The sequence below is a fragment of the Flavipsychrobacter stenotrophus genome (genome assembly GCF_002954265.1).
Taxonomy (GTDB): domain Bacteria; phylum Bacteroidota; class Bacteroidia; order Chitinophagales; family Chitinophagaceae; genus Flavipsychrobacter; species Flavipsychrobacter stenotrophus.
Genome location: NZ_PPSL01000002.1, coordinates 930,535 through 953,962, shown reverse-complemented (window position 1 = coordinate 953,962; position 23,428 = coordinate 930,535). Strand labels below are relative to the sequence as shown.

General features: G+C 44.0%; 21 protein-coding genes. 13 read left to right on the top strand and 8 right to left on the bottom strand.

Annotated elements, in window-relative coordinates:
• Window positions 1–44: 44 nt before the first annotated feature.
• Complete coding sequence (locus CJD36_RS09380; protein ID WP_133162574.1) at window positions 45–1,598, bottom strand: DUF5723 family protein; 1,554 nt, start codon at window positions 1,596–1,598, stop codon at window positions 45–47.
• Between the two features lie 201 nt (window positions 1,599–1,799).
• On the opposite strand from CJD36_RS09380, the gene CJD36_RS09375 reads away from it, so the two are divergent.
• Window positions 1,800–2,450, top strand: a complete 651-nt coding sequence (locus CJD36_RS09375) for a YceI family protein (RefSeq protein WP_105038869.1) — start codon at window positions 1,800–1,802, stop codon at window positions 2,448–2,450.
• A gap of 379 nt (window positions 2,451–2,829) precedes the next feature.
• On the opposite strand, the gene CJD36_RS09370 is transcribed toward CJD36_RS09375, so the two are convergent.
• Together CJD36_RS09370 and CJD36_RS09365 are read right to left on the bottom strand one after the other, a co-directional pair.
• Window positions 2,830–3,093, bottom strand: coding sequence for a hypothetical protein (locus tag CJD36_RS09370; protein WP_105038868.1), 264 nt, complete (start codon window positions 3,091–3,093; stop codon window positions 2,830–2,832).
• A gap of 111 nt (window positions 3,094–3,204) precedes the next feature.
• Window positions 3,205–4,938, bottom strand: a complete 1,734-nt coding sequence (locus tag CJD36_RS09365; protein ID WP_105038867.1) for a M3 family oligoendopeptidase — start codon at window positions 4,936–4,938, stop codon at window positions 3,205–3,207.
• A gap of 698 nt (window positions 4,939–5,636) precedes the next feature.
• Here CJD36_RS09365 and radA point away from each other — a divergent pair.
• Both radA and msrB read left to right on the top strand, forming a co-directional pair.
• The gene (radA, locus tag CJD36_RS09360) at window positions 5,637–7,007 is read left to right on the top strand and encodes a DNA repair protein RadA (protein ID WP_105038866.1); all 1,371 of its coding nucleotides are present in this window, start codon (window positions 5,637–5,639) and stop codon (window positions 7,005–7,007) included.
• Window positions 7,008–7,129: 122 nt separating this feature from the next.
• Window positions 7,130–7,657, top strand: a complete 528-nt coding sequence (msrB, locus tag CJD36_RS09355; protein ID WP_105038865.1) for a peptide-methionine (R)-S-oxide reductase MsrB — start codon at window positions 7,130–7,132, stop codon at window positions 7,655–7,657.
• Between the two features lie 194 nt (window positions 7,658–7,851).
• Here msrB and CJD36_RS09350 read toward each other — a convergent pair whose 3' ends face one another.
• The gene (locus CJD36_RS09350) at window positions 7,852–8,058 is read right to left on the bottom strand and encodes an addiction module protein (RefSeq protein ID WP_105038864.1); all 207 of its coding nucleotides are present in this window, start codon (window positions 8,056–8,058) and stop codon (window positions 7,852–7,854) included.
• A gap of 260 nt (window positions 8,059–8,318) precedes the next feature.
• Between CJD36_RS09350 and CJD36_RS09345 the strand changes: the two genes are divergently transcribed.
• The 4 genes from CJD36_RS09345 (at window position 8,319) to CJD36_RS09330 (ending at window position 11,595) form a co-directional block, all read left to right on the top strand.
• Entirely contained in the window at window positions 8,319–9,737 is a 1,419-nt protein-coding gene (locus CJD36_RS09345) for a DEAD/DEAH box helicase (protein ID WP_105038863.1), read from the top strand.
• 133 nt (window positions 9,738–9,870) lie between these two features.
• Window positions 9,871–10,659, top strand: a complete 789-nt coding sequence (locus CJD36_RS09340) for a hypothetical protein (protein WP_105038862.1) — start codon at window positions 9,871–9,873, stop codon at window positions 10,657–10,659.
• A 431-nt stretch (window positions 10,660–11,090) separates the two neighbouring features.
• Window positions 11,091–11,252, top strand: a complete 162-nt coding sequence (locus tag CJD36_RS23960; protein WP_205685580.1) for a TM2 domain-containing protein — start codon at window positions 11,091–11,093, stop codon at window positions 11,250–11,252.
• Window positions 11,227–11,595 carry a DUF2752 domain-containing protein gene (locus CJD36_RS09330; protein WP_105038861.1) on the top strand — a complete coding sequence of 123 codons (369 nt, stop codon included), beginning with the start codon at window positions 11,227–11,229 and terminating at the stop codon, window positions 11,593–11,595. The genes CJD36_RS23960 and CJD36_RS09330 overlap by 26 nt, the downstream gene beginning before the upstream one ends.
• A gap of 4 nt (window positions 11,596–11,599) precedes the next feature.
• On the opposite strand, the gene CJD36_RS09325 is transcribed toward CJD36_RS09330, so the two are convergent.
• On the bottom strand, window positions 11,600–11,815 hold the full coding sequence (locus CJD36_RS09325) for a hypothetical protein (RefSeq protein WP_105038860.1): 216 nt from the start codon (window positions 11,813–11,815) through the stop codon (window positions 11,600–11,602).
• 40 nt (window positions 11,816–11,855) lie between these two features.
• Here CJD36_RS09325 and CJD36_RS09320 point away from each other — a divergent pair, with 40 nt between their 5' ends.
• Window positions 11,856–12,584 (top strand): hypothetical protein, encoded by a 729-nt coding sequence (locus tag CJD36_RS09320; RefSeq protein ID WP_105038859.1) that lies wholly within the window; start codon window positions 11,856–11,858, stop codon window positions 12,582–12,584.
• Between the two features lie 261 nt (window positions 12,585–12,845).
• On the opposite strand, the gene CJD36_RS09315 is transcribed toward CJD36_RS09320, so the two are convergent.
• Window positions 12,846–13,118, bottom strand: coding sequence for a hypothetical protein (locus tag CJD36_RS09315; protein WP_105038858.1), 273 nt, complete (start codon window positions 13,116–13,118; stop codon window positions 12,846–12,848).
• Window positions 13,119–13,367: 249 nt separating this feature from the next.
• Complete coding sequence (gene uvrA / locus CJD36_RS09310) at window positions 13,368–16,238, bottom strand: excinuclease ABC subunit UvrA (RefSeq protein WP_105038857.1); 2,871 nt, start codon at window positions 16,236–16,238, stop codon at window positions 13,368–13,370.
• Between the two features lie 1,481 nt (window positions 16,239–17,719).
• On the opposite strand from uvrA, the gene CJD36_RS09305 reads away from it, so the two are divergent.
• The 3 genes from CJD36_RS09305 to CJD36_RS09295 all read left to right on the top strand — a co-directional run bounded on the left by CJD36_RS09305 (window position 17,720) and on the right by CJD36_RS09295 (window position 21,838).
• The gene (locus CJD36_RS09305; RefSeq protein ID WP_105038856.1) at window positions 17,720–18,232 is read left to right on the top strand and encodes a DinB family protein; all 513 of its coding nucleotides are present in this window, start codon (window positions 17,720–17,722) and stop codon (window positions 18,230–18,232) included.
• A gap of 143 nt (window positions 18,233–18,375) precedes the next feature.
• Window positions 18,376–21,042 carry an outer membrane beta-barrel family protein gene (locus tag CJD36_RS09300; protein ID WP_105038855.1) on the top strand — a complete coding sequence of 889 codons (2,667 nt, stop codon included), beginning with the start codon at window positions 18,376–18,378 and terminating at the stop codon, window positions 21,040–21,042.
• 34 nt (window positions 21,043–21,076) lie between these two features.
• Window positions 21,077–21,838 (top strand): DUF4197 domain-containing protein, encoded by a 762-nt coding sequence (locus CJD36_RS09295; RefSeq protein WP_240609327.1) that lies wholly within the window; start codon window positions 21,077–21,079, stop codon window positions 21,836–21,838.
• 54 nt (window positions 21,839–21,892) lie between these two features.
• Here the strand turns inward: CJD36_RS09295 and CJD36_RS09290 are convergent, their stop codons facing one another.
• Window positions 21,893–22,477 (bottom strand): hypothetical protein, encoded by a 585-nt coding sequence (locus tag CJD36_RS09290; protein ID WP_133162573.1) that lies wholly within the window; start codon window positions 22,475–22,477, stop codon window positions 21,893–21,895.
• Window positions 22,478–22,661: 184 nt separating this feature from the next.
• On the opposite strand from CJD36_RS09290, the gene CJD36_RS09285 reads away from it, so the two are divergent.
• Both CJD36_RS09285 and CJD36_RS09280 read left to right on the top strand, forming a co-directional pair.
• Window positions 22,662–22,943: a hypothetical protein gene (locus CJD36_RS09285; RefSeq protein ID WP_105038853.1), complete on the top strand. Its 282-nt coding sequence runs from the start codon at window positions 22,662–22,664 to the stop codon at window positions 22,941–22,943.
• A gap of 26 nt (window positions 22,944–22,969) precedes the next feature.
• The gene (locus tag CJD36_RS09280) at window positions 22,970–23,428 is read left to right on the top strand and encodes an RNA polymerase sigma factor (RefSeq protein WP_145959408.1); all 459 of its coding nucleotides are present in this window, start codon (window positions 22,970–22,972) and stop codon (window positions 23,426–23,428) included.

Sequence of the window (23,428 nt, the reverse complement as noted above, 5' to 3'; positions counted from 1 at the left end):
TTAATTGATTCTATACAATAATTATACCTTAAAGTTTATTCACTTTAGTTTTCCCTCTCCGATGGATCTTCCTTCTTGGTATCTTCATCTTTATCCGGGCAACCACGGCTCTTCCATGTACCCATATCTTCTGGGCACTTGTCTTTTTTATCAGACACATGGTCTCCGTCGCGGTCTTTTATGTGCTTTTTATGAAAAGGTACAAACCCACCTACATAAAAATTCATGCCATACTGGTGAGATACGAGGGCCAGCATGTCATCGCTACCCACAAAAAAGCCATAGGCTCTTATCCCAATACCCATCTTCATACTCTCAGATAATGCGCTGTAAGTAATAGGAACGGCAATGCTATACCTGCGGGTATCGTATCTTGGCGTAATGATTATCTGGTTGTAGTAAGAGTTGCCGTAGTTCTGCCTGTTCACTACATTATTGAAGTAGGTTGCATTTACATAAATGTTCTTCCACGCGTGGTAGTCCGCACTCAGTACTATTGTAGTGGGCATATACAACCGGTTAGATGCCTTACCTGTGTCTACATTAAATCCCTGCTTCTTGGCATAGGCACGGAAATCATCATAGTTCTTTACATTTTCTATCAGTCCCTGGCCGGTAAGGGTACCGTTACCTCTCACATTTACCGAGAAGTTGCCATTGCTGTTATAAAATATAGAACCTAGATCTGTTACCGATGCTGATACACGCAGTTTATACCTGTTGATGGTCTGGTCGCCTACATTCTTCTTGCCATCCATTTCAAAGCTGGTCGCCTCAGGGTTTTCGATATAATCATATACTATGCCTATATCGCCACCAACACCGTTACCGGTTTTGCTGTTTACCAGGTTGTCAAATATGCTGTTAGAGCCAATGCCAGTAGACAACGTACTGTTTGAACTTGCCAGGCTGCTGGAATACTGAATATCTGTATTGGTTGCAGTTATGGTATCTCCCGAATAGCGCAGATTCAGATTGTTACCTTTCAAGCCCAGGTAGCCAATACCACTTAAATAGCGGAGCGTTACGCCTGCCTTTAGCTCATGTTTGCCTTTTTCAAGCAGCACTACACCATAGGTAACCGCAGCTTCCGCCCACACATGGCCGGTCCAGTTAAAGTTTTGGGAATTAAGCGTCACACCATTAGCAGTATAGGTTGAATCTGCTATGGTCCTGTATACCGATTGATTGAAATTGTTGAACTGGTTCATACCCCGCACACGGGTAGAAAATCCTACACTGTGTTTATGGTTTATAGCTAGCATAAACCCGGGTCCACGCAGTTCGGCATAAGGTGCTACCAGGCTGAAATTCTGCTTGTTGGAATAGGTAAATACATCGTTGATATTAGTACTGTTACCGTTTATGAACTTATTCAACCCACTCACTGTATTCAACTTACCCAGGCTATTATCTACTCCGGCATTTATATTTACAAGATCAATTACAAGCCTGTCCCTGTTATCGGCAATATTTGCCGGATTGAGGTATAAACTACTCATTCCGCCCCAGTTACCCGTAGCAATTCCCATATATCGCTGTCCGAAAGACGACGACGATATGCAGGTTAAGGATAATACAAATAAAAATTTCTTCATGGTACAACAGTTTTATACCGCAATGGGCGGTATTGAACAAGGTGCTAAAGTAATAAACTTTGCTAATATTATATAGTATGGCACGTTTATTACAGGTATTATAACATGCACTTTTATAGCGCCCTATAGATGTATTTACAAATTCTATGATGCAGATTGCATGTATGTACATACATTTGTGCTAACAAAACAAACAAACAAATGAAAAAAGGAACATTATTGATCGCGGTTTTATCTGCATCTCTTCTGGCAAACGCCCAGACAAAGACTACAACTAAGACAACTACAAAAACTACTACCAAGACTACAGCGGTAGCAGCAGCGCCTACTAAGTGGGGTGTTGACGCAAGTCACTCAACTGTAAAGTTTGCGGTTAGCCACCTTGCAGTATCTGAAGTTGAAGGTACTTTCAAAGTATTCAGCGGTTCTATGCAGGCTAATTCAGCAGACTTCAATGGGGCAACTGTATCTTTCGATGTAGATGTGAACAGCATCAATACTGATAACGAAATGCGTGATAAGCACCTGAAGAGCGATGACTTCTTCAATGCAGAGAAATTCCCTAAAATGACTTTCACCAGCACATCTTTCAGAAAGACAAGCGGCAACAACTACGTATTGGAAGGTAACCTTACCGTTCGCGACGTAACTAAGAAAGTATCTTTCGCAGTTACTTACGGTGGTACTGTAAAGGATCCATACGGCAACATTAAGGCAGGTTTCAAGGCTACAGGCAAAATGAGCCGTAAAGCTTATGGCCTTAAGTGGAGCGCATTGACTGAAGCGGGTGGTGCAGTAGTAGGTGACGAAGTAACAATGAACCTGCGTCTTGAGTTTGCTCAGGCTAAATAATATTTAAGACGGTTTTATAGTGAGTAGTGTGTAAAGAGGCGGCCTGTACAGGTCGCCTCTTCTTGTTATATGCATCCGGCAGGTTAATAACTACCGGTTTTTAAATTTCAGGGTCTGCCCATAATATTTCAACATCCTGAATTTTTCTTCCCCGGAACATGAAATGCATTGTTGTTCTAAAAACTCCTTTATTGGCAGGTAGGATTTCAAATTAATAGTGCCTAACAGGTACATGTGCCCGCTATTGTCATAAAGGAGAATGCCGGGATATGATTGGTATCGCGTAGAATTAGTAGTATTACTATAGTGGTCTATTTCCGAAACTGAAATAGTTTTTGTTGGGAGTACAATGAAGCGAATGGCTATGGAACGCGATGAATTATCTATTATTACCCCTGTTGGTAATGATACTATCACCAGGTACAGTCCAGAGGGTCATTATTGGGAAAAGCGAACAAAAAAGGATAAGTACCGCCTTAAATAGCATCGTTTCATTGGCCAGGTCTATTTTTAGCACACGGAAAACAAAGTAGGAACAAAAGGAACTAATTATTAAAAAGGCAATCTGGGCAATATTTTTGCCCCCAAACTGTGCATTATTCTTCCCTATTGTGACGATATCACTTGGGGTGTTTCTTTCCATAGCAGGCAGATGAGTGTTTGGCTGAATTGCATAAATATAACAACTACTTCTAAAAAAAATGGCCATCGGGTTTGTTCCCGATGACCTCTTTTACTTTTAAGTTTTTACTTTTTACTTAGATACTCCCATGTCGTTCAGCACAGGTACTACAAAATCAGCCAGCTCCTTTACATATGCAGGAGACAGGTCGAATTTGATGCCTGCTGTTGAGTAGAGTTCTTTCAACGTCTTGGTATACCCTAAACTTAGGGCAGCCATATAATTGTCTAATGCCTGCTCTTTATTCTGCCTGTACTGGCGCCACATAGCTATTGCGCCCAGCTGGGCAATACCGTATTCTATATAATAGAACGGCACTTCAAACAGGTGCAATTGTTTCTGCCATGAGTGCGCACGGTAATCCTCAAATCCTGTCCAGTCAACAATGCCTGTGGAGAACTCATTGAGTATTTCCAGCCATGCTGCTTTGCGCTCATCATTGGTATGGCCTACGTGGGTATATATCCAATGCTGGAATTTATCTATCGTAGCGATCCATGGCAACACGCTTATTACACGCTCCATTTCTTCCAGTCTTGCTCTGTCCAGTTCTTTACTATCTGCAAAGAAGATATCCCAATGCTCCATGGTAAATAGTTCCATGCTCATGCTGGCCAATTCGGCTATCTCCATAGGGTATTCCTTAAAGGCAGATAGTGGTTGGTGGTGAGACAGGAATGAGTGTACGGCATGTCCGCCTTCGTGCATCATGGTGATCACATCGCCCATGGTACCGGCAGCATTCATAAATATAAATGGCACGCCTGTTTCGGCTAGCGGGCAATTATATCCACCCGGTGCTTTTCCTTTACGGCTTTCCAGGTCCATACGTTTCATCTCCTGCATGGTCTGCAGACATCCGCTGAAGTAAGGACGTAGCTTATTAAATACCTCTACCGCTTTGTCGCTCAACTCCTTACCACCATGAAATGGTTGCAATGGTTGCGTACCCACTGGTTCTGCGTCAGCATCCCATGGCTTCATTACATCAAGGCCTAGTCTGCTCTTACGGAAGTTAGTGAGCATAGCCTGCAATGGCAGAATATGTTCCTTAACCGCAGCATGAAATGCGAAACAGTCGTCAACTGTGTAATCGAACCTACCCAACTCGCGGAATTTATAATCCCTGTAATTATCAAAACCTGCATTCACAGCTATCTGCTGGCGAAGGCCAATTAGTGTATTGAACAGATCGTTCAATTTATCCTTGTCCTGTAGTCTGCGTTCTGCCATTTTGGTAAATGCCGCTTCGCGCAAAGTCCTGTCGGGGTTCTGCAAAAACTTCGCTGCCTGCTGCATGGTATATTCCTTACCATCCATTTCAATACTCATGGCGCCTGAGATCACACCAAACTGCTGTGCCTGTATGCTCATATCAGCCTGCAGCTGCACATTCTCTTCGCGGTATAGCTTTATAGAATTGTCTACGTTGCGCAGATAAGGGAAGTATTGCTGCGAATCCAGTTCTTTTTCAAAAGGGTTGGCCAGTAGTTTCTTGTTCAGCTCAAAACCATAAGGCTTCATCTTTGGCTCTATCTCCATGCAGAAGAAAGTAAATGCTTCTTCATATGCTTTGTTGGTAGTATCCAGCGTCATGTTTATCTGTCTCCAGCAGGCATCCTCGCTTATCACAGCTTCCAGTTCACTTATATCGCGCAGCCAATGTTCCAGGTCTGCCTTTGTTGGTAATTCTCTTGCTAAAAGTTCGTCGAACCACGGCTGTAAAGAAGCCCAGTCTGTGACCTTAAAATCGTCGGGTAAAAACGTTCTTGGTGTCTTTTCTATTGGTGCAAATTGTTTGGTCATATTTTATCTTTTCTGGAATGCAAATTACGAATAGCGGGGAGTAAATGGTGATGCTAAAAAGTTAAGATAGAAATACGAATGTGCTGGTGAATCAACATATGCAGCAGATCAAAATATTCGCCTAGTCGTAAGTAAGGGAAAAACACTCTGTGAAGGTACGCCGCCAATAAATGCAAATTAATTAAATTCGATTTACTGTCAGAGAGCGTTAAATACCTTAATTAACACTCATATAAATAGAAATTATTTCATTTGATTTACCCTAAAATGCAAACATAAACAATCACTAATGTTATTATAAAGTATTGATAATCAATTTTTTTATGGCATTAATTGTGAAACCATTACCATACATAGAGAAAATTAACAGTTAAAACGCGTTGCTTCATTTTGTTTGTCGGCTATCAATTATTACTTTTGCAGTAGTTGTGAATTTAATGGGTTAGTAAGTAAGAGCTGCTGGATTCCTCCGGTGGCTCTCATTTTTTTTAGTAACGTCTCTCCTCAACCAAAAAGAGTCTTTGCGAGGAACGAAGCAATCTCGCATCGGGCTGCAGACACTGCACTAAGACTATAGTAGAATATTATTTCTTGCGAGATTGATTCGTTCCTCGCAAAGATTGCCGTAGAAACACCGCCTTTTTAACCTCTTATCCTTTTAGCTTTTTAACTCCCTTCCCTCGTAACTTCGCTACCATATGGCCAAGACCAAAACAGCTTTCTTTTGTCAGCAATGCGGATACGAAACTCCCAAGTGGACGGGCAAGTGTCCATCGTGCAGTGGATGGAATACTTTTGTAGAAGAAGTAGTGCAGCGGGAAGACAAGGGCAAGGCAGCCACACCATGGGATGACGAGAAAAAAGAAAACAACAAAGCGCACAGGCTCGATGATATAGTACAGATCAATGTGCCGCGCATGATTGCACCCGATCCTGAACTTAACCGTGTATTAGGCGGCGGACTGGTACCAGGGTCTGTAACATTGGTTGCGGGCGAACCGGGGATTGGTAAGTCTACTCTATTCCTACAGGTAGGTATACTCTGGAACGACATTACTACATTATATGTATCGGGAGAAGAAAGTGCGCAACAGATAAAGTTGCGTGCCGAACGTATTGGGGCTAAGAACAATAATCTATTTCTACTCACAGCTACAGATACCGCTACCATATTTAATGAAGTAAAGAAGGTAAAGCCGGATATGCTGATCATAGACTCTATACAAACTTTGGAGTCGCCATATGTAGAGTCGGCAGCAGGTAGTGTATCGCAGGTACGTGAGTGCGCTGCTGAACTGCAACGCTTTGCCAAGACAAGCGGTATACCGGTATTTATTATAGGGCATATAACTAAGGAAGGATCTATAGCAGGCCCTAAAGTATTAGAGCACATAGTAGATACGGTGTTGCAATTTGAAGGAGACAGGCACTATGCCTACCGCATTCTGCGTACGCTTAAAAATCGCTTCGGGCCAACATCTGAACTGGGTATCTATGAAATGGTAGCACAAGGTATGCGCCCCGTCATCAATCCATCTGAGATATTATTGTCGCAGCACGAAGAGCCATTGAGTGGTATAGCCATAGCATCGACCATGGAAGGACTGCGCCCTATGATGATAGAGGTACAGGCACTGGTGACCCAGGCCGTGTATGGCAATCCGCAGCGCACCGTAAGCGGACTGGATCCCCGCAGATTACAACTACTTTTAGCAGTACTGGAAAAGCGCGGTGGTTTTCATTTTGGCCAGAAAGATGTGTTCGTAAACATAGCCGGCGGACTGAAAATAGAAGATCCTTCTATAGAGCTGGCACTGGTATGTGCATTGCTGAGTTCTTACGAGGATAAAGCACTGCCTAAGAATATATGCCTGGTAGGTGAGATAGGATTGAGCGGAGAGATACGCGCCATCAACCGTATAGACCAGCGCATAGCAGAGGCCGACAAGCTGGGCATGGATGTGATATTCATACCCAAGGCCAATATGAAAGGACTGGATCTGAAGAACTTTAAGATAGAGATAAAGACGGTAAACAAGGTAGAGGATGTGTATAAGATGTTGTTTTAGTGAACGACCATTGCTAAAATGTTAAAGCATTGAAAAACAATGAGCCATATAAATCCACAGAGATCGATGGCTCGTTTATTATATCCTCACCACTATTGGGTAACAAAATAAAGTGACTTTTTATGCGATCAGCAACCATATTGATCTTGTCTTTTTTCAGCGCTATGTTGATAAGCAGTTGCGCCAACTCTCAAACCAAATCGGCTCCTTCTGTCGACCATAAGAACAACAAGTATTATTCCCGTACAGATACCAACAAGCTGAACGTAAGTAATGCAGAATGGAAGAAGATACTACCGGGAGATGTGTATGAAATATCGCGCCTGAAAGGAACCGAATATGCATTCAGCGGTAAGTACTATAAGACCGACACCAAGGGCACCTACTATTGCGTAGCCTGTGGCAATACACTATTCCGTTCTACAGATAAGTTTGCCAGTACCTGCGGCTGGCCCAGCTTCTTCGAGAGCATACGCCCTAACGCCGTTACCTATACGCCCGATATTACCCATGGTATGGAGCGCACAGAAGTAACCTGCACCCGCTGCGGCGGTCACCTTGGCCACCTGTTCGATGATGGACCACCACCTACTTACAAGCGCTTCTGCATGAATTCGCTAGTACTGGAGTTTGAGCCGGATGGGAAGTAATTGATTAATCCCACACCTGCCGCTGTTGTGTCTTCTGACAAACAGCCATCGGGCCGCTTCTTATTAAGTATGTAATGATACTTAACCGCGACATTCGCACGGGACGTATTCGTTTTGTAGTCATCACCGCTGATGAAAAAAATGTAGTGGTTCGGCGCGGCTCACCATGACATTTTTTTTCAAGGAATTTCATCCTACAATTTATGAGCAATCTCATCCCAATCCAAGGTGTTACCTGAGTCTTTACTGTACTCTTCAAGCCTTGTGTCAATAAGTTTCTTCTGCCAATCTGGTATCTCATTTTGCAGAAGTGTGGCAAGTTTATCCCACCCATCTATTGACAGGAAAACCCCAATGGTATTGCCTTTCGCGTCGAATAAGTATTGCGGATTAACTACCATCAGCCAAAGTTACGAAAGCCATATGTAGAAAGGTTTAACTTTTTGAACACATAGACCTAGCGCATCTATCCCATTAATAACTTACCTTTGTTCTATTATTTTAATGCTGTGTTCCTTTCTGGGGTCGGTTCAATTATTTTATTTTCGCACTTCTCCCCGCATATGCAGATTGCGTTATACTCTTTTTGCAAGCTGACAGTTCTTACACAATTTGTAAGATTTATAACTAGTCTTGCTGCTCAGCGCACTTAAATTTATTTATGACATTTAATGAACTTAACCTCATTGAGCCCATTTTGAAGGCTCTTGAGAACGAGGGTTACACTAACCCTACGCCTATACAAGAACAGGCGATCCCAATTTTATTACAGGGCAAAGACCTTTTAGGTCTGGCTCAGACAGGTACCGGTAAAACCGCTGCCTTCGCAATTCCTATTTTGCAGACATTGCATGCACAACATGCAGAGCGCGCACCAAAGATCATCAAGACATTGATATTGACACCAACACGTGAGTTGGCTATACAGATAGGTGAGAGCTTTGCCAACTATGGCAGGGGTCTTAAGCTAAGGCATACCGTTATCTTCGGTGGCGTGCCACAGGGTGCGCAGGTGCAGGCTTTGAGAAATGGCATTGACATTCTTATTGCCACTCCCGGCCGCCTTATGGATCTTATATCACAAGGATATATCAGCCTTAAAGACATCAAGATATTTGTGCTGGATGAGGCTGACCGTATGCTGGACATGGGCTTTATACATGATGTAAAGAAAGTGGTAGCTAAGTTGCCTTCCCCAAGGCAAACCCTCTTCTTCTCTGCAACCATGCCGCCAGAAGCTCAGAAGCTGGCCAATACTATCCTTAACAATCCCGAAACTGTAGCGGTAACGCCTGTATCTACTACTGCTGAGACTGTGCAACAGTCGGTATACTTTGTAGATAAGAAAGATAAGCGCCAGTTGCTGGCACATGTACTGACCAACAAGGAGATAAAGCGCGTACTGGTATTTACCCGTACCAAGCATGGCGCAGATAAGGTGGTAAAAGACCTGGAAAAAGTAGGTGTGAAAGCGGAAGCTATCCACGGTAACAAATCACAAAATGCCCGCCAGCGTGCATTGAGCAACTTTAAGGACGGCAACATTCGCGCCTTGATAGCTACCGACATTGCTGCCCGCGGTATTGATGTTGACTTGTTGTCTCACGTTATCAACTACGAGATACCTGAAGTGCCTGAAACGTATGTACACCGTATAGGCCGTACCGGTCGTGCAGGTGCAAGCGGTATAGCTATGTCTTTCTGCGACAGCGAAGAGAAGAGCGACTGGAGAAACATTGAGAAGCTGATCAGCATGAAGATACCGGTTGAGGAAAAGCACCCTTACCCTATGTCTGCTGAAGGTATGGTACACATCAACCTGCCTAAGGGCAAGGATGTAGTGCGCCGCCCAAATGCTATACCAGGCGCGCAGCAGAAGCGCAAATGGGATAACAACAGGCAGAAGAGCAGCAGCCCCGGCAAGCCTAAAACAGACTTTAGCGCAATGCCTGCAACGGCATCGGGAAATAGCAGCTCACCTGCACCCCGCAAGCCTGAAGTAAGGCATGCTGCCAGTCAGCCTTCCAGCCACAAACCAAGAAACAATCATTTTGATGATGACTCATCATTGAAGTGGTAACTCATTGATACTTGTAAAACGTCCTCTTTCATAGTCTTGAAAGGGGATTTTTTTGTTTTCAGGCTTTTGGGTGTCAGACTAACCCAGAATGTGCATTTACTTTTGTTTGAATAAGGGCTACTTTTGCACCTCCATGTTCAAGTCTTTTCCCATACAATTATTGTGTGCAATAGTATTTATTGCCGGCTGTAATACTCCCAAAACGGAGCAGGTAAAGCCAGTGCGTAGTAAGCAGATCATGCTGCCCGTTACATCATTAAACGGCGTTTTGGATGGCTATAAGTATGAGCTGCGCAGAGAGAACTCACTACAACTGGAACACTTGATAGTGAGTACAGATACATTGCACATGCGCTACTGGAATGACCGAGGACAGACGGTAGACGTGTGGAGTAAAGACCTGAAGACCTACCAAGGGGTAGTAACCAGCTATGCTGATACTGTAGATTTAGGCTTCTTTTATAACCGACCGTTCAGAACATTTTACAGCAGAGTAATATTAGATACTGCCAGTGCCAGGTGGGCATATACTGCTATCAACAGCATCAGCAATATACCTTCTGATATGTACATTAAAGACTGGGTGCAGGGGTATGATGGTATCACGTTCAGTTTTGAAACATCTACACCAGTGCGCTACACCTTAAGAACATATTGGTCTCCTGATGCACAAAATGACAATGTGAAGGAGGCAAAGGAGATCTTGTATGCCGTGAATAATATAGATTCCGTACTTAACCTTTCGGCAAAGTTTGCAGTGCTGTATGACACGCTGTCTCCCGGTGATTATACTCTATGCCGCTCATCACAATGTGCCTTACGTAAGTTTTCAAAGAAAGAGATACAGGAGATGCATCTTTATGAAGATGAAGTGCGTGCCTCTACCCTGAGCAAACAACATTTCAAAGCCGCTTATAAATAACGGCAACAATAATGGTGCTTATTCTATACGCTCTGAAAGGAAACAGGCTACTACAAAACTGATGTACAGCACATTATGTTCTGAGTATATTTTGTCTTTGCTAGTATTATTGAAAAAAACGTCTTATTTTCCGACATTATTTAAACTATCTAAATCAAAAATTATGAAGATGAACAAATTGAAGCTTGCTGCCGCTATTGTAGGGTTCGGCATTCTGGGCGTTACCATGTCTCAGGCGGCGTTCCCTATCCATGAGAAGGCAAGACAAGAAACAACATCAGCAACTAATGCTAATGGCAACAATGAGCAACTGTCTCAGGCTGATGCTCAGTACAGCAGTGCCAGTGCCACATCGCAGAGTGCGCCTGCTGCTCCAAAATCACATGGTGGCAAAAGCCAATTGGTAGCATTGCTGCTGGTTATCTTCCTGGGTGGTTTTAGGTATTCACAGGTTCTACCTTGGTTACACATGGCAGGGTGTTGTTCAGCTGCTTACAGCAGGTGGTTGTGGTGTATGGGCTTTGATAGATCTTATCCGCATTATCACCGGCGATCTGGGTCCTAAAAATGGCAAGTACTCTGACACACTATAAGTATAATCCAACATTTTATAAGGCCAAGGCTATCGTCTTGGCCTTATTTCCGTTAGTCCTGCTACTGCTACCAGCAGACACCTTTGATAATGGGAAAGATTTTTGCCTCTTCACTATACTATCTGGTTACCATTGCTGGGGTTGCGGGCTAACGCGTGCCTGCATGCACATGATCCATCTCGATTTTGTAACTGCCGAAGCTTACAACATAAGGGTGTTTATTGTATTGCCCATGCTGTGTATTATGCTGCTGGTGGAGTTTGTTAGAACAATAATGAGGTACAGGAAGCTAATGAAGAAAGAAAAAGAAAACACTGCAAATAAAACCGAGGGCACTCTTTAGGCCTCTATTTATAAGCCTCTTGCATTGCATAACAGCTATCTGCAGGCCTTAAGCTATTTACCACCTCACAGTTTTTATTGGCCTCACCGGCTGATATTTTCCCCATATAGATATTGGTGTCATTCACACCATTAAGATAACAGGTACACATGTAGTTGGGTTTCCCGCATGAGGCAAACATGCTTATAATTACGCAAGCTGCAAGGATGATTTTCTTCATAGGGAATGATTATTTTTGAATATAAAGATAGGACCTATCTATGAAAGGGATATTTGCTTTTTTCTGCTTTTGGGCTCTGTCATTGAATGGTGATGGGCAGGTTGTGGAGAAAAAAATAATTGCCGATTCCGTCTTTATTTCCTTCGAATGGAAGCATTGTTTCGATAGCCAATTTGTCTTGAAAGACCTAGTTTTATCAACTGATAGTATTCACTATCGTCTGGCATTTGAAGGGCAGATCGTCGATGTGTGGCGAAATGAACAAGGAGTGTCCGGTTTAATCACGAACTATGCTTACAAGAGGAGCAATCGCAGAAATAAAGAGGTCAATCCTTCACGAGAATTTATCCTTTGTAAAATCCCGCTTGATTCGCTTTCTTCCCGGCAGTTGCTCCATTTAATGCATGCTGGCATTGACATACCTAATGACCGATCTATAAGGGGATGGGGTATCGATACAAAAGGCAATGACTATGATGTTGCAGATGGGATTAGTTATGTTTTTGAATATGCCACACCCACTCTATACACTGCGAAGTTATGGTCGGGAACAGCATGGGATACAAGTGTTCGAGAGTATAAAAATGCAATGGCTTTTACTGATTCAGTTTATACAAAATTGGGGTTGCAGGATATCTATAAACAATTTACAGATACGCTTGAACCTGATTTCTGGTATTCCACGAGAAACGTTATAGAGTTTTTTATTGTACCATTTAACCTGCGTAAATATAATCGCCACCATAGACATAGCAAGCGAGGCAAATAAGAGTTTACAATATTTCAAAGAGCTAGTGGGGTTATGACCCTGTTCGGTAACTCAAATAGAACCGGCCTCCCGACCTTTGGTTGGGATTGGTCTGAAGACGCAACAGCGGTGCACCCGAGCGGTTTCTTGTACGTCTCAAAACGAATACGTCCCTCTACTAGATTGCTTCGTTCCTCGCAATGACGGCTTGGAGTATCTCAAAGAGAATCGGCCCGATGGCTGTTGGTCGGGAGACACAGCAGCGGCAGATGTGGGTCGTTATTAGCGTCTTAGTTTTACTAATGCCGCTGCAACCAAAGCAATATTAGCAACACCTGTAGCGCACAGTGCAGCCATAAAACGATGATGATCTTCTTGTATTTTTTCTATGAATACCAAATACCCGTCCTCACCGTTACCTAAAGCGGGTAAAGGTGGGTAGATCGTAAAACCTCCATAGTCCTTATGCGACAAGTAATACCAATAGGCAATGATTGCCCCATTGATAATGATGGAGGACAGTATGAGTAGTGTTGTTTTTGTTGTTGATTTCATAGTTGTTAGTTTAAATGTTTAACTCATAGTGGGAGTGAATCTCAAAACGAATACGTCCCGATGCGCCGGTCGGGAGACCGGCAACCGCGCAAGCGTAGACAGAGTCTACGCTTAGCATACGAGAATCAGCCCGATGCCGAATGTCGCGGTTCGAGAGCCTCACCGTGACATTCGGGGTGCTTAGTGCCTCATGTTGGGTGGAGACGCAAAATCTTACGTCTCTACGTACGTTTTGGCGGTTTCTTTCTTTTATAGTTTCGCCAGTTTCAGCTCTTCTTTGAGGAAGAGGCCGGTGTGGCTTTCTTTTACTTTTATTATGTCTTCGGGGGTGCCTTGAGCAACTACTTTGCCACCTCCAGCACCGCCTTCGGGGCCCATGTCTATTACGTAATCTGCTACTTTTATTACATCCATATTGTGCTCTATGACGAGGACAGTATTGCCACGTTCTACCAATCTGTTGAGTACTGAGAGGAGGTGGTTGATGTCTTCGAAGTGCAGGCCCGTTGTGGGCTCGTCTAGTATGTAGATGGTCTGTCCGGTGTCCTTTTTAGAGAGTTCTGTTGCCAGCTTTACTCGCTGTGCTTCACCGCCACTAAGGGTTGTAGCACTCTGCCCTATGGTAACATAGCCCAGACCTACATCCTGTAGTGTCTTTACGCGCCTATGCAGGAAATGGACATTCACGAAGAACTCTACCGCATCATCAACGGTCATGTTCAGTACATCGCTTATCGACTTGCCTTTGTAGCGGATCTCCAGTGTTTCGCGGTTGTACCTGCGGCCATTACATTTTTCGCACGGCACATATACATCAGGTAAGAAATTCATTTCAATCACGCGCATACCGCCGCCCTTGCACTCTTCGCAGCGACCACCCTTTACATTGAAAGAGAAACGGCCTGCATTGTAGCCGCGTATCTTGGCCTCCGGTACCTGCGCAAACAGTTGCCGTACATCGTTAAAGAAGCCACAATAAGTAGCAGGGTTGCTACGTGGTGTGCGGCCTATGGGGCTTTGATCTATTTCTATTACCTTATCTATATGCTCCAATCCTTCTACCTTTTTGTAAGGCATTGGCACCTGCTTAAAGTTGGGATAGCAGTGCTTGGCGAGTATAGGGTAAAGGGTTTCATTGATAAGCGTACTCTTTCCGCTGCCGCTTACGCCGCTTACACAAATGAATGAACCAAGTGGTAATTTTACAGAAACATTCTTCAGGTTGTTTCCTGTAGCGCCGGTGAGCGCAAGGGTTTTACCATTGCCTTTCTTGCGCTCTTCGGGTACGTGTATTTTTAGGGTGTTGTTGAGGTAGCCTGCGGTGATGGTCTTCATTTTCAGCATCTCCGCAGGAGTGCCTGCACTTACTATCTTACCACCATGGAAACCCGCTGCAGGGCCTATATCTATCAGGTGATCGCTGGCCAGCATGATGTCTTTATCGTGCTCAACTACCAACACTGAGTTACCGCTGTCGCGAAGACTCTTGAGTGCATTGATGAGTCGCATGTTATCCCGCTGATGAAGGCCTATACTAGGCTCATCGAGAATGTAAGTGATACCTGTTAGTTGCGAACCAATTTGGGTAGCCAGCCTTATGCGTTGTGATTCACCACCGCTTAATGTACGTGTAGGCCGATCGAGCGTAAGGTAGTGCAGGCCCACTTCCAGGAGGAATGCCAGCCTGTCGCGGATCTCTTTCAGTATGTCTTTAGCAATAGTGTTCTGCTTCTTGCTTACGCGCTTTTCTATTCCTTCAAACCATTCAGATAATCCCTTCAATGAGAAGTTACACAGCTCAGAAATATTCTTCTCATCTATCTTAAAGTACAGGCTTTCTTTTCTCAGTCTTGCACCATTACATTCGGGGCAGGTATTGAGCTGCATAAAGGCTTCGGCCCAGCTACGCACACTCTCAGAACTTGTTTCGCTGAACCAGCGCAGCACCATGTTGACTATACCCTCGTAGTTATGTTCAGTGATCTCTTCTTTAGGTCCTTCTTCACCGCTGTTCACATAGGTTATCTGCCCTTCTTCATTGCCGTAGAGCAATATGTTGAGGTGCTTCTCAGACAAATTTTTAAGTGGAGTGGAGAGCGATATTTTATTCTTCTTCGCCAGTATATTCACCATACGGAACGACCATGCATCACGCTCTTCGCCGAGTGGGGCGATACCGCCATCGTTGATGCTTTTGTTCATATCGGGCAATACCTCTTCCATATTCACCTGGTACACGCTGCCTAGTCCTTTGCACTTAGGGCATGCGCCATACGGACTGTTGAAGGAGAAGGTATTTGGTGATGGCTCTTCATAGCTGATGCCGGTATCGGCACACATGAGTGAACGGCTATATTGTACTACTGTATTCTTATCATTCTCGCCAACGAACATGAGGTCCTTACCCATCTGCAGGCTCTTCTGCACACTCTCGCTCATGCGCGCACGTGCATCGGGGCCTACCAGCAGTCGGTCTATCACCAGTTCTATATCGTGGATCTTGTACCTGTCCAGCTGCATGCGCTCTTTAAGCTCTACTACCTCACCATCTACACGCACCTTCAGGTAACCTTGCTTTCTCAACTGCTCGAATAGCTCGCGGTAATGTCCTTTACGACCACGAACAACAGGAGCCAGGAGCATGATCTTTTTGCCCATGAAGTTGTCCTGTATGTGGGCAATGATCTCTTCCTCGCTGAACTTGGTCATTTTCTTACTGGTATTGTAAGAATAGGCATCGGCCACGCGGGCAAACAGCAGGCGCATGAAGTCGTAGACCTCCGTAACGGTGCCCACGGTACTGCGCGGGTTACGATTGGTGGTCTTCTGCTCTATGGATATTACCGGGCTAAGACCTGAGATCTTATCCACATCGGGGCGTTCCAGGTCGCCCATGAACTGACGGGCATAGGCAGCAAAGCTTTCCATATACCTGCGTTGTCCTTCGGCAAAAATGGTATCGAACGCCAGTGAAGATTTTCCGCTGCCGCTGATACCGGTGATCACCACCAATTTATTTTTGGGAATGCTTACATCTATATTTTTCAGGTTATGCACCCGCGCACCCATTACCTCTATAATATCGCCCGAGGCAATGCGCTTTTTTGTATCCGTACTCATGTGTATGCAATTTACGATAGTATAGGGTTTGTTGGGTATTTGGTGTTCTTATTGGTGTATTTAGAAATTGTGCCAATGGGATTGTCTGAACCAGGATTTATGAGATCAAAGGAAAGACAGGATGTCCGATGCGGATTTTTTTCTTTTTCTGCCCATGCCCGATGAAAATGAAATTCTGATCGGGCATTGAATTGGCATAGTTCGTTGTTTTTCATTTGGTTGTGATTTTTGGCTATGCCCGATCGTGCCCGATGTTGGTTGTCTGAATCAGGATGGTCAGGATTGAAGGAAAAGGAGGATACGGGTTGTTATTCCGATGTAACCCCGGTTTATGCAGGGCTGAAGATGTTCAGCCCCTACGTTGTTGTTTTTTTTGAATGCCCGATGGAAATGAAATGCTGATCGGGCATGGGATTGGTGTAGTTGGTTGGTTTTCATTTGGTTGTGATTTTGGGTTATGCCCGATGAGTGGTTGTCTGAACCAGGATTTATGAGATCAAAGGAAAGACAGGATGCCCGATGTGGATTTTTTCTTTTTCTGCCCATGCCCGATGGAAATGGAATTCTAATCGGGCATTGAATTGTTGTAGTTGATTGGTTTTCATGTGGTTGCGGTTTTTGGTCATGCCCGATCGTGCCCGATGTTGGTTGTATGAACCAGGACGGTCAGGATTGAAGGAAAAGGAGGATATGTGTTGTTATTCCGATTTAACCCAGGTTAATGCAGGGCTGAAGATGTTCAGCCCCTACGTTGTTGTTTTTTTTGAATGCCCGATGGAAATGAAATGCTGATCGGGCATGGGATTGGTGTAGTTGATTGGTTTTCATTTTGTTGTGATTTTGGGTTATGCCCGATTGTGCCCGATGAGTGGTTGTCTGAACCAGGATTTATAAGATTAAAGGAATAACAGGATGCCCGATGCAATCTCAAAGAGAACCGGCCCGATGGTCGTCGGTCTGAGACCGACAACGGGCGATCTTTGGGAGCGATACCCGATGGAAATGAAATTCTAATCGGGCATGGGATTGGTGTAGTTTGTTGGTTTTCATTTGGTTGTGATTTTGGGTTATGCCTGATCGTGCCCGATGATTGAGAGTGGGAGCGAGAGAGCGGGTATCCAAAAACAAATACGTCCCGATGCGAGACTGCTTCGTTCCTCGCAGTGACGTCTTAGTGAGGAAAAGAGCCGGCCAGACGGTTGTTGGTCGGAAGACCAACAACGGCGGAGCGAACAGGCGATCTCGGGAGGCTGTAACGACATGGGGAAAGTGCGATAGAATAACACACAAAGGTCGGGAAGGGAGATGTTAAGTGCAAATGAACATATCCACAATTTTAGGTTTGGTTGTAGGGCTTTGTGGTGGTGGGTTTCGTGGCTTTTTGTGGTTTGAAAATGTGGATATGTGTGTTAAATGAAGGACGTTCATCATGGTGTTGGTAATTGAAATGCTGTATTTTGCGTTATTGAAAATGGGGTATCATGAAACGACCAAACATAAATGAATACAATCCCTATTTCCAGGGCTATATAGACCTTGTGGGTGAGGGTGATTTTATGGAATTGCTGAGAAAAAATACGGCTGACACCGTTAGCTATTATTCCGCAATTCCCACAGACAAGCAAAATTACCGCTACGAGCCGGGTAAATGGACCATTAAGGAAGTGCTGATGCACCTGATAGATACCGAGCGTGTATTTATATACCGCGCATTGGTGGCCGGCAGGGGAGATAGTGAAACGCAACTGCACAAGATGGACCCGGACCTGTATGTGAGGGGTGCAGAAGTGAGCGGAAGGACCATGGAAAGTCTGGTGAATGAATTTAGAGCAGTACGCGGTGCCACTGATGTGTTTTATGAAAATTTAAGTAATGAGCATAGTGAGCGTATAGGAAATAATGCACCGTTTCCTATTACACCCAGAGCATTGGGTTTTATTACGATAGGGCACATCCACCATCACAAGAACATTATTGATCAGCGGTATTTGTAGGGATGGCAAACTCCTATTTTGCCAATATGCTAAATGAATATTTCGTTTATATGTTGTTTGGCCACTACAGTGTATTGTCTTAACAATACTTTATTAGGCGGAAAAATAATATTTACGCATATTTAATAGATTTTTGCAACCTCATGCCACATCTTAAACATATATTAACAACTTCGGCTATCGCGCTGTTGTTGTCATCAACACATATCGTATCGGCCCAAACGGGTTTGCTGAATGAAAAGCCGGCACTTCAAACACCGGCTCCCGCAACTACCGGAAAAATATCGGGAAAGTTAACAGACTCAAAAGGTGTCCCACTCTCCTATGTCACGGTTACTTTGCTGCGTACCGACTCCTCTGTTGTAAACGGTGACCTTTCTAAAGACGATGGTTCTTTTAGTATAGCACCAACGGGTCTGGGTAATTTCAGGTTGCGTATAGAATCAATTGGGTCTTCTACCAAGTTTTTTAATGTGACGATCACGGCAGACTCATTAGAAAAAAACCTGGGCAAGATAAAAATACTACAATCTGAAACGACGCTGAAGACAGCAACCGTAACTGGTGAAAAACCGGTAGTGGAGCTGAAAGTAGATAAGAAAGTATTTAATGTAGAGAAGAATATTACCAGCTCTGGTGGTAGCGCTACCGACGTGTTGCAGAATGTGCCTTCGGTATCGGTAGATGTAGATGGCTCTGTAAGCCTGAGAGGAAAACGCGGCGTAACGATACTGATAGATGGTAAACCTGCAACACTATTGGGTTCTGATGTAACATCTGCATTGCAGAGTATGCCGGCCTCTAGTATAGAGAGTGTAGAGGTGATCACCAATCCATCGGCTAAATATGATGCACAGGGTACTACAGGTATCATCAACATCATTACGAAAAAAGATGGTCGTCTGGGTATAAACGGCAATGTAACGCTGGGTGCCGGAACAAGAGACAAATACAATGGCAACTTCGGCCTTAACATACGCAAGGGTAAGTGGAGTGCGTTTATGAATGCTAACCTGCGTATCAATAATACATACAATAATGTGATCACTGACAGGCAAGACAGAGCTGCCGATACACTGGGCCGCCTTAAATCTTACCATACCTATGAGCATGTGCCCCGCAATTTCAGCGGCTCATTCAATAGTATAGGTGTTACTTACGACGTCAATAAGTATAATTCTTTTACTATCACCGAGAACATCAACAAGATGGGCTTTGGCTTTAGTGATAATTCTGACTACAATATTTATTCCTCTGCCAACCAGGCTGTTTTGCCTATCTATCACCAGAACAGGTTTAGTAAATCATCGGGCGGGCCACTGTCTTTATCTTCAGCAATAGATTATAAGCACAAGTTTAAGAAGAAGGATGAAGAGTTGAGTATAGACGCTACTTACGCAACCACAACCATACAGCGTGAGCAGATCTACACTACCTATGCCGACTCGCCGGGTGTAGCTGGCACACACCTGTATGACATAGAACAGAATGCGCCGGGCGGTGGTGGTAACAGCACGTTCAACGCATGGGCTGACTATATGGACCCGTTATTTACAAAAAATGGCAAACTGGGGCTTGGCTTCAAGAGCCAGTTCTATTGGTTTAATAGCAAGAATACGCCAACTACAGATACGCTGCACAATTCGATACCGCCTGTTACTGACTACTCCCTCTATGCTAAGTATGATTATGAGCAACAGATACATGCGGCCTATGTTAACTGGAGCGATCAGGTTGACAAGTTCAGCTATCAGCTGGGCTTGCGAGCAGAGACGGCGGAGTATAAAGGTACTTATCAATCTGCCGGAGATACCAGCCTGAAGAACAGCTTCACCAATTTATTTCCATCGGCATTTGTTTCTTACCAGTTGCCTGGCCAACAGACAGTGTACCTCAACTACAGCCGCAGAACCAACAGGCCTAACTTCTTTCAGTTGCTGCCTTACCTTGATCTGTCTAACCCAAGCACGGTAAACACCGGCAACCCCGACCTTATTCCTGAGTTTATTGACAACGTAGAGTTCAGCTACAATAGGTTGGATAAGAAGGGTAACAATATCATTTTCAGCGCATACTACCAGTATACAAAAAATCTTATTGAGCGCCTGAGCAACCCTATCAAAGAAGGGCAGTTTATGGGATTGCTGGAGTCTAAGCCACGCAACCTGGAAAGCGGGACAACATTTGGTCTGGAAGCAATAGGGAATCTGAAACTGACCAAAATATGGGATGCCACAGTAAATGTCAACTTCTTCCAGAATAAAATAATTATTGGTGAAGCCAATAAAGAGCTTATCGGCAATTTCACTAATAGAGATGGATTTGGTTGGTTTGCTAAAGCTAATACATCACTAAAGCTGCCGGCCGGCTTCTCTTTACAAGCCAATGGCAACTATGAGTCGGCCAAGGTAATAGCACAGGGAAAGACCAAAGACACTTATTGGATAGACCTGGCGTTGAAAAAGAATATGCTGAAAGGCAAAGCAACACTAGTACTGAATGTTTCAGACATTTTCAAAACGCACAGATTCATCAATGAGTTTGATCAGGCGCAGTATTACCAGACCATAAATCGTGTTAAAGAAACCCGAATAGGCAATATAACATTCACTTACCGCTTTGGTAAAACAGATGTTGGCAAGAATATTGCAGGTGATAAGAAAGAAATGAAACGCCCGAAGGAAGAAACCAAGAAAACAACACAGCCTAATACCGAAGACCGTGGCAAGAACATGAAAGACGGAGAAGGCGGAGATGATAATGGTGGCGGTGGCGGCACACCGCAAGGGGGTGGACAGAAGGGCAAATAAGTATATAACGTAACAAAAGACTTAACAGGATATAATGGCAAGGACAAGAAAGATAATGATGGGATTAGCAGTGTTTACCTGCCTATCTATAGGCGCGCAGGGACAGATGCTGAGGGACTATGTGAATGACGCTACCCGTGCTATTGGAGGCAACAGAAGGAAGGCAAGCAGTAAAACAACAACCATCACCAATACCGAAATAGTATCGGGATTAAAGCAGGCGTTGGAAATAGGTGCGCAAAATGCTACCGGCAGACTGTCTGTTACCAATGGTTTTTTCAGTAACGCACTGGTAAAAGTGATGATGCCACCTGAAGCGGCCAAGGTAGAAAATACACTACGCCAGGTAGGACTGGGCGCTTATGTAGATAAGGCTATACTGGCAATGAACCGCGCAGCTGAAGATGCAGCTATACAGGCAAAGCCGATATTTATCAATGCCATTACCGGAATGACCGTCCAGGATGCTATAGGCATACTTAAGGGCAATAACGATGCGGCTACTCAGTATCTTAAGGGCAAAACATCGGCACAGCTAACAGCTGCATTCAGGCCGGTCATCAGCGCTTCGCTGGATAAAGTAAACGCTACAAAGTATTGGGCTGAAGTGTTTGAGGTATATAATAACCTACCTACAACATTTAACAAGGTGAATCCCGATCTTACAGCCTATGTAACAGACCGTGCGCTGAATGGCGTATTTCTTTACATAGCCGAGGAAGAAGGCAAGATCAGGAACAATCCTGCAGCAAGGGTTACGGATATTTTGAAAAAGGTGTTTGGTTACGGTAAGTAACCACAACAAATGCTATTATAGAAATGCTCCCGGACTTATTAGGTCGGGATTTTTTTAGAGTCTCCTCACTGCTGCTTTTTCTTCTAGTCCGGCAATTAGATTTGTAAACGCAACATTGTCCGCGCCCAGCTCTTTAAGTCTATTGAGTATCCAGTCATAGTCTGCCATGGAGTCAGGGTCTTTCAGAGAGACCGGTAACATTTTCAGAGTAACATAAAGTGCATTATTGTCCTCCTCATTCAATTGCAGTGCTTCATTTTTGTCAAGCATGAGTGTTTCGATCAGTTTGAAAAGAACTTCTTTTGAAACTGATAATTGGTAACCGTTCTTAAACAGGTCTAACAGTTCAAAGAAGGCTACAAATGCTTCTTTCTCCTGACCAAAATGTGCCGACAAAATAATGTTCTTACATCCCCTGGACGAGCTGCTGCGCCCGTAATATGCAGCTGCAAAATCATGAAATCCGTTGAAGTTGGGATTTAACTCATCATTTACTTCTTTAGATCCAGGCGCAGCCTGGTATCCATATATATGATGCATCAGTGCGGTTATAGACTCCTCTCCCAGAATCATAGAGGGGCGGTCTCTTATTAGTTCAAGATAACTATAAAGGTTGTCTGTATTATAGACTGTGATCATGTGTGAGTTAGCTATGAGTACAGGTAAGATACGGCTTTTTTTAGCGAAAAAGAAAGCGAATAATTACATAAGTGATTTGTGCACTTTTATTACTTATTCGATCAGAGGAGTAAGGACTAAAAATATTTTCTATTCCTTGTAATTTTTCGAACAGGTGTGCAACTAATAATACAAAGCAATTTTTATGAGCACGGAAACGAACGTAAAAACGCCAAAAACTATACCCGGACCATTTAATAAAATGATCTATGCCGCCTTCACGCTGCTGGGGCTGTTCTTTTTTATTGTAAAGGGTTCGGTGTCGGAGGGACTTATGTATATTGGATTGGCATTGGTCTTTGATCCGTTCGATCAGACAGTGACGTGGAAACAAAGACCATTCTACCAAAAGGCGTGGTTGATAGCACACTTAGTGCTGGCACTCATACTCTTTGCATTGATGATAATTTTACCGGTTACTAAATAAGCGCTTCATTGGACGAGCAACGGTTTATGGCATATATAAGGGAGAACCAGGGCTTGCTCAACAAGCTCATAGGTCTCTATGCCAATGACCCGGAGGAAAAGAAAGACCTGTACCAGGAAGTACTTTACCAGAGCTGGCACGGCAGGCAATCGTATCGCAACGAGGCTAAGTTCTCAACCTGGTTATACAGGGTGTGCCTTAATACCATACTTACCCATAAACGGAAGCAAAAGATAGTAACCTATACGGATGATGTAGAGCCATTGGCTCCGGCAATTCAGCATCAGGCCCTTGCTACCGAAGACAGTAAGCGACTATACCAGGCCATAAGGCGGCTTGCGGAGTCAGACAGGGCTATTATATCGCTGCACCTGGATGGATATGATAATGGAGAGATAGGCACTATAGTGGGTATTTCTACAGGTAATGTGGCGGTGAAGATTCACCGTATAAAAGATCAGTTAACTAAACTATTAAAGCACTAA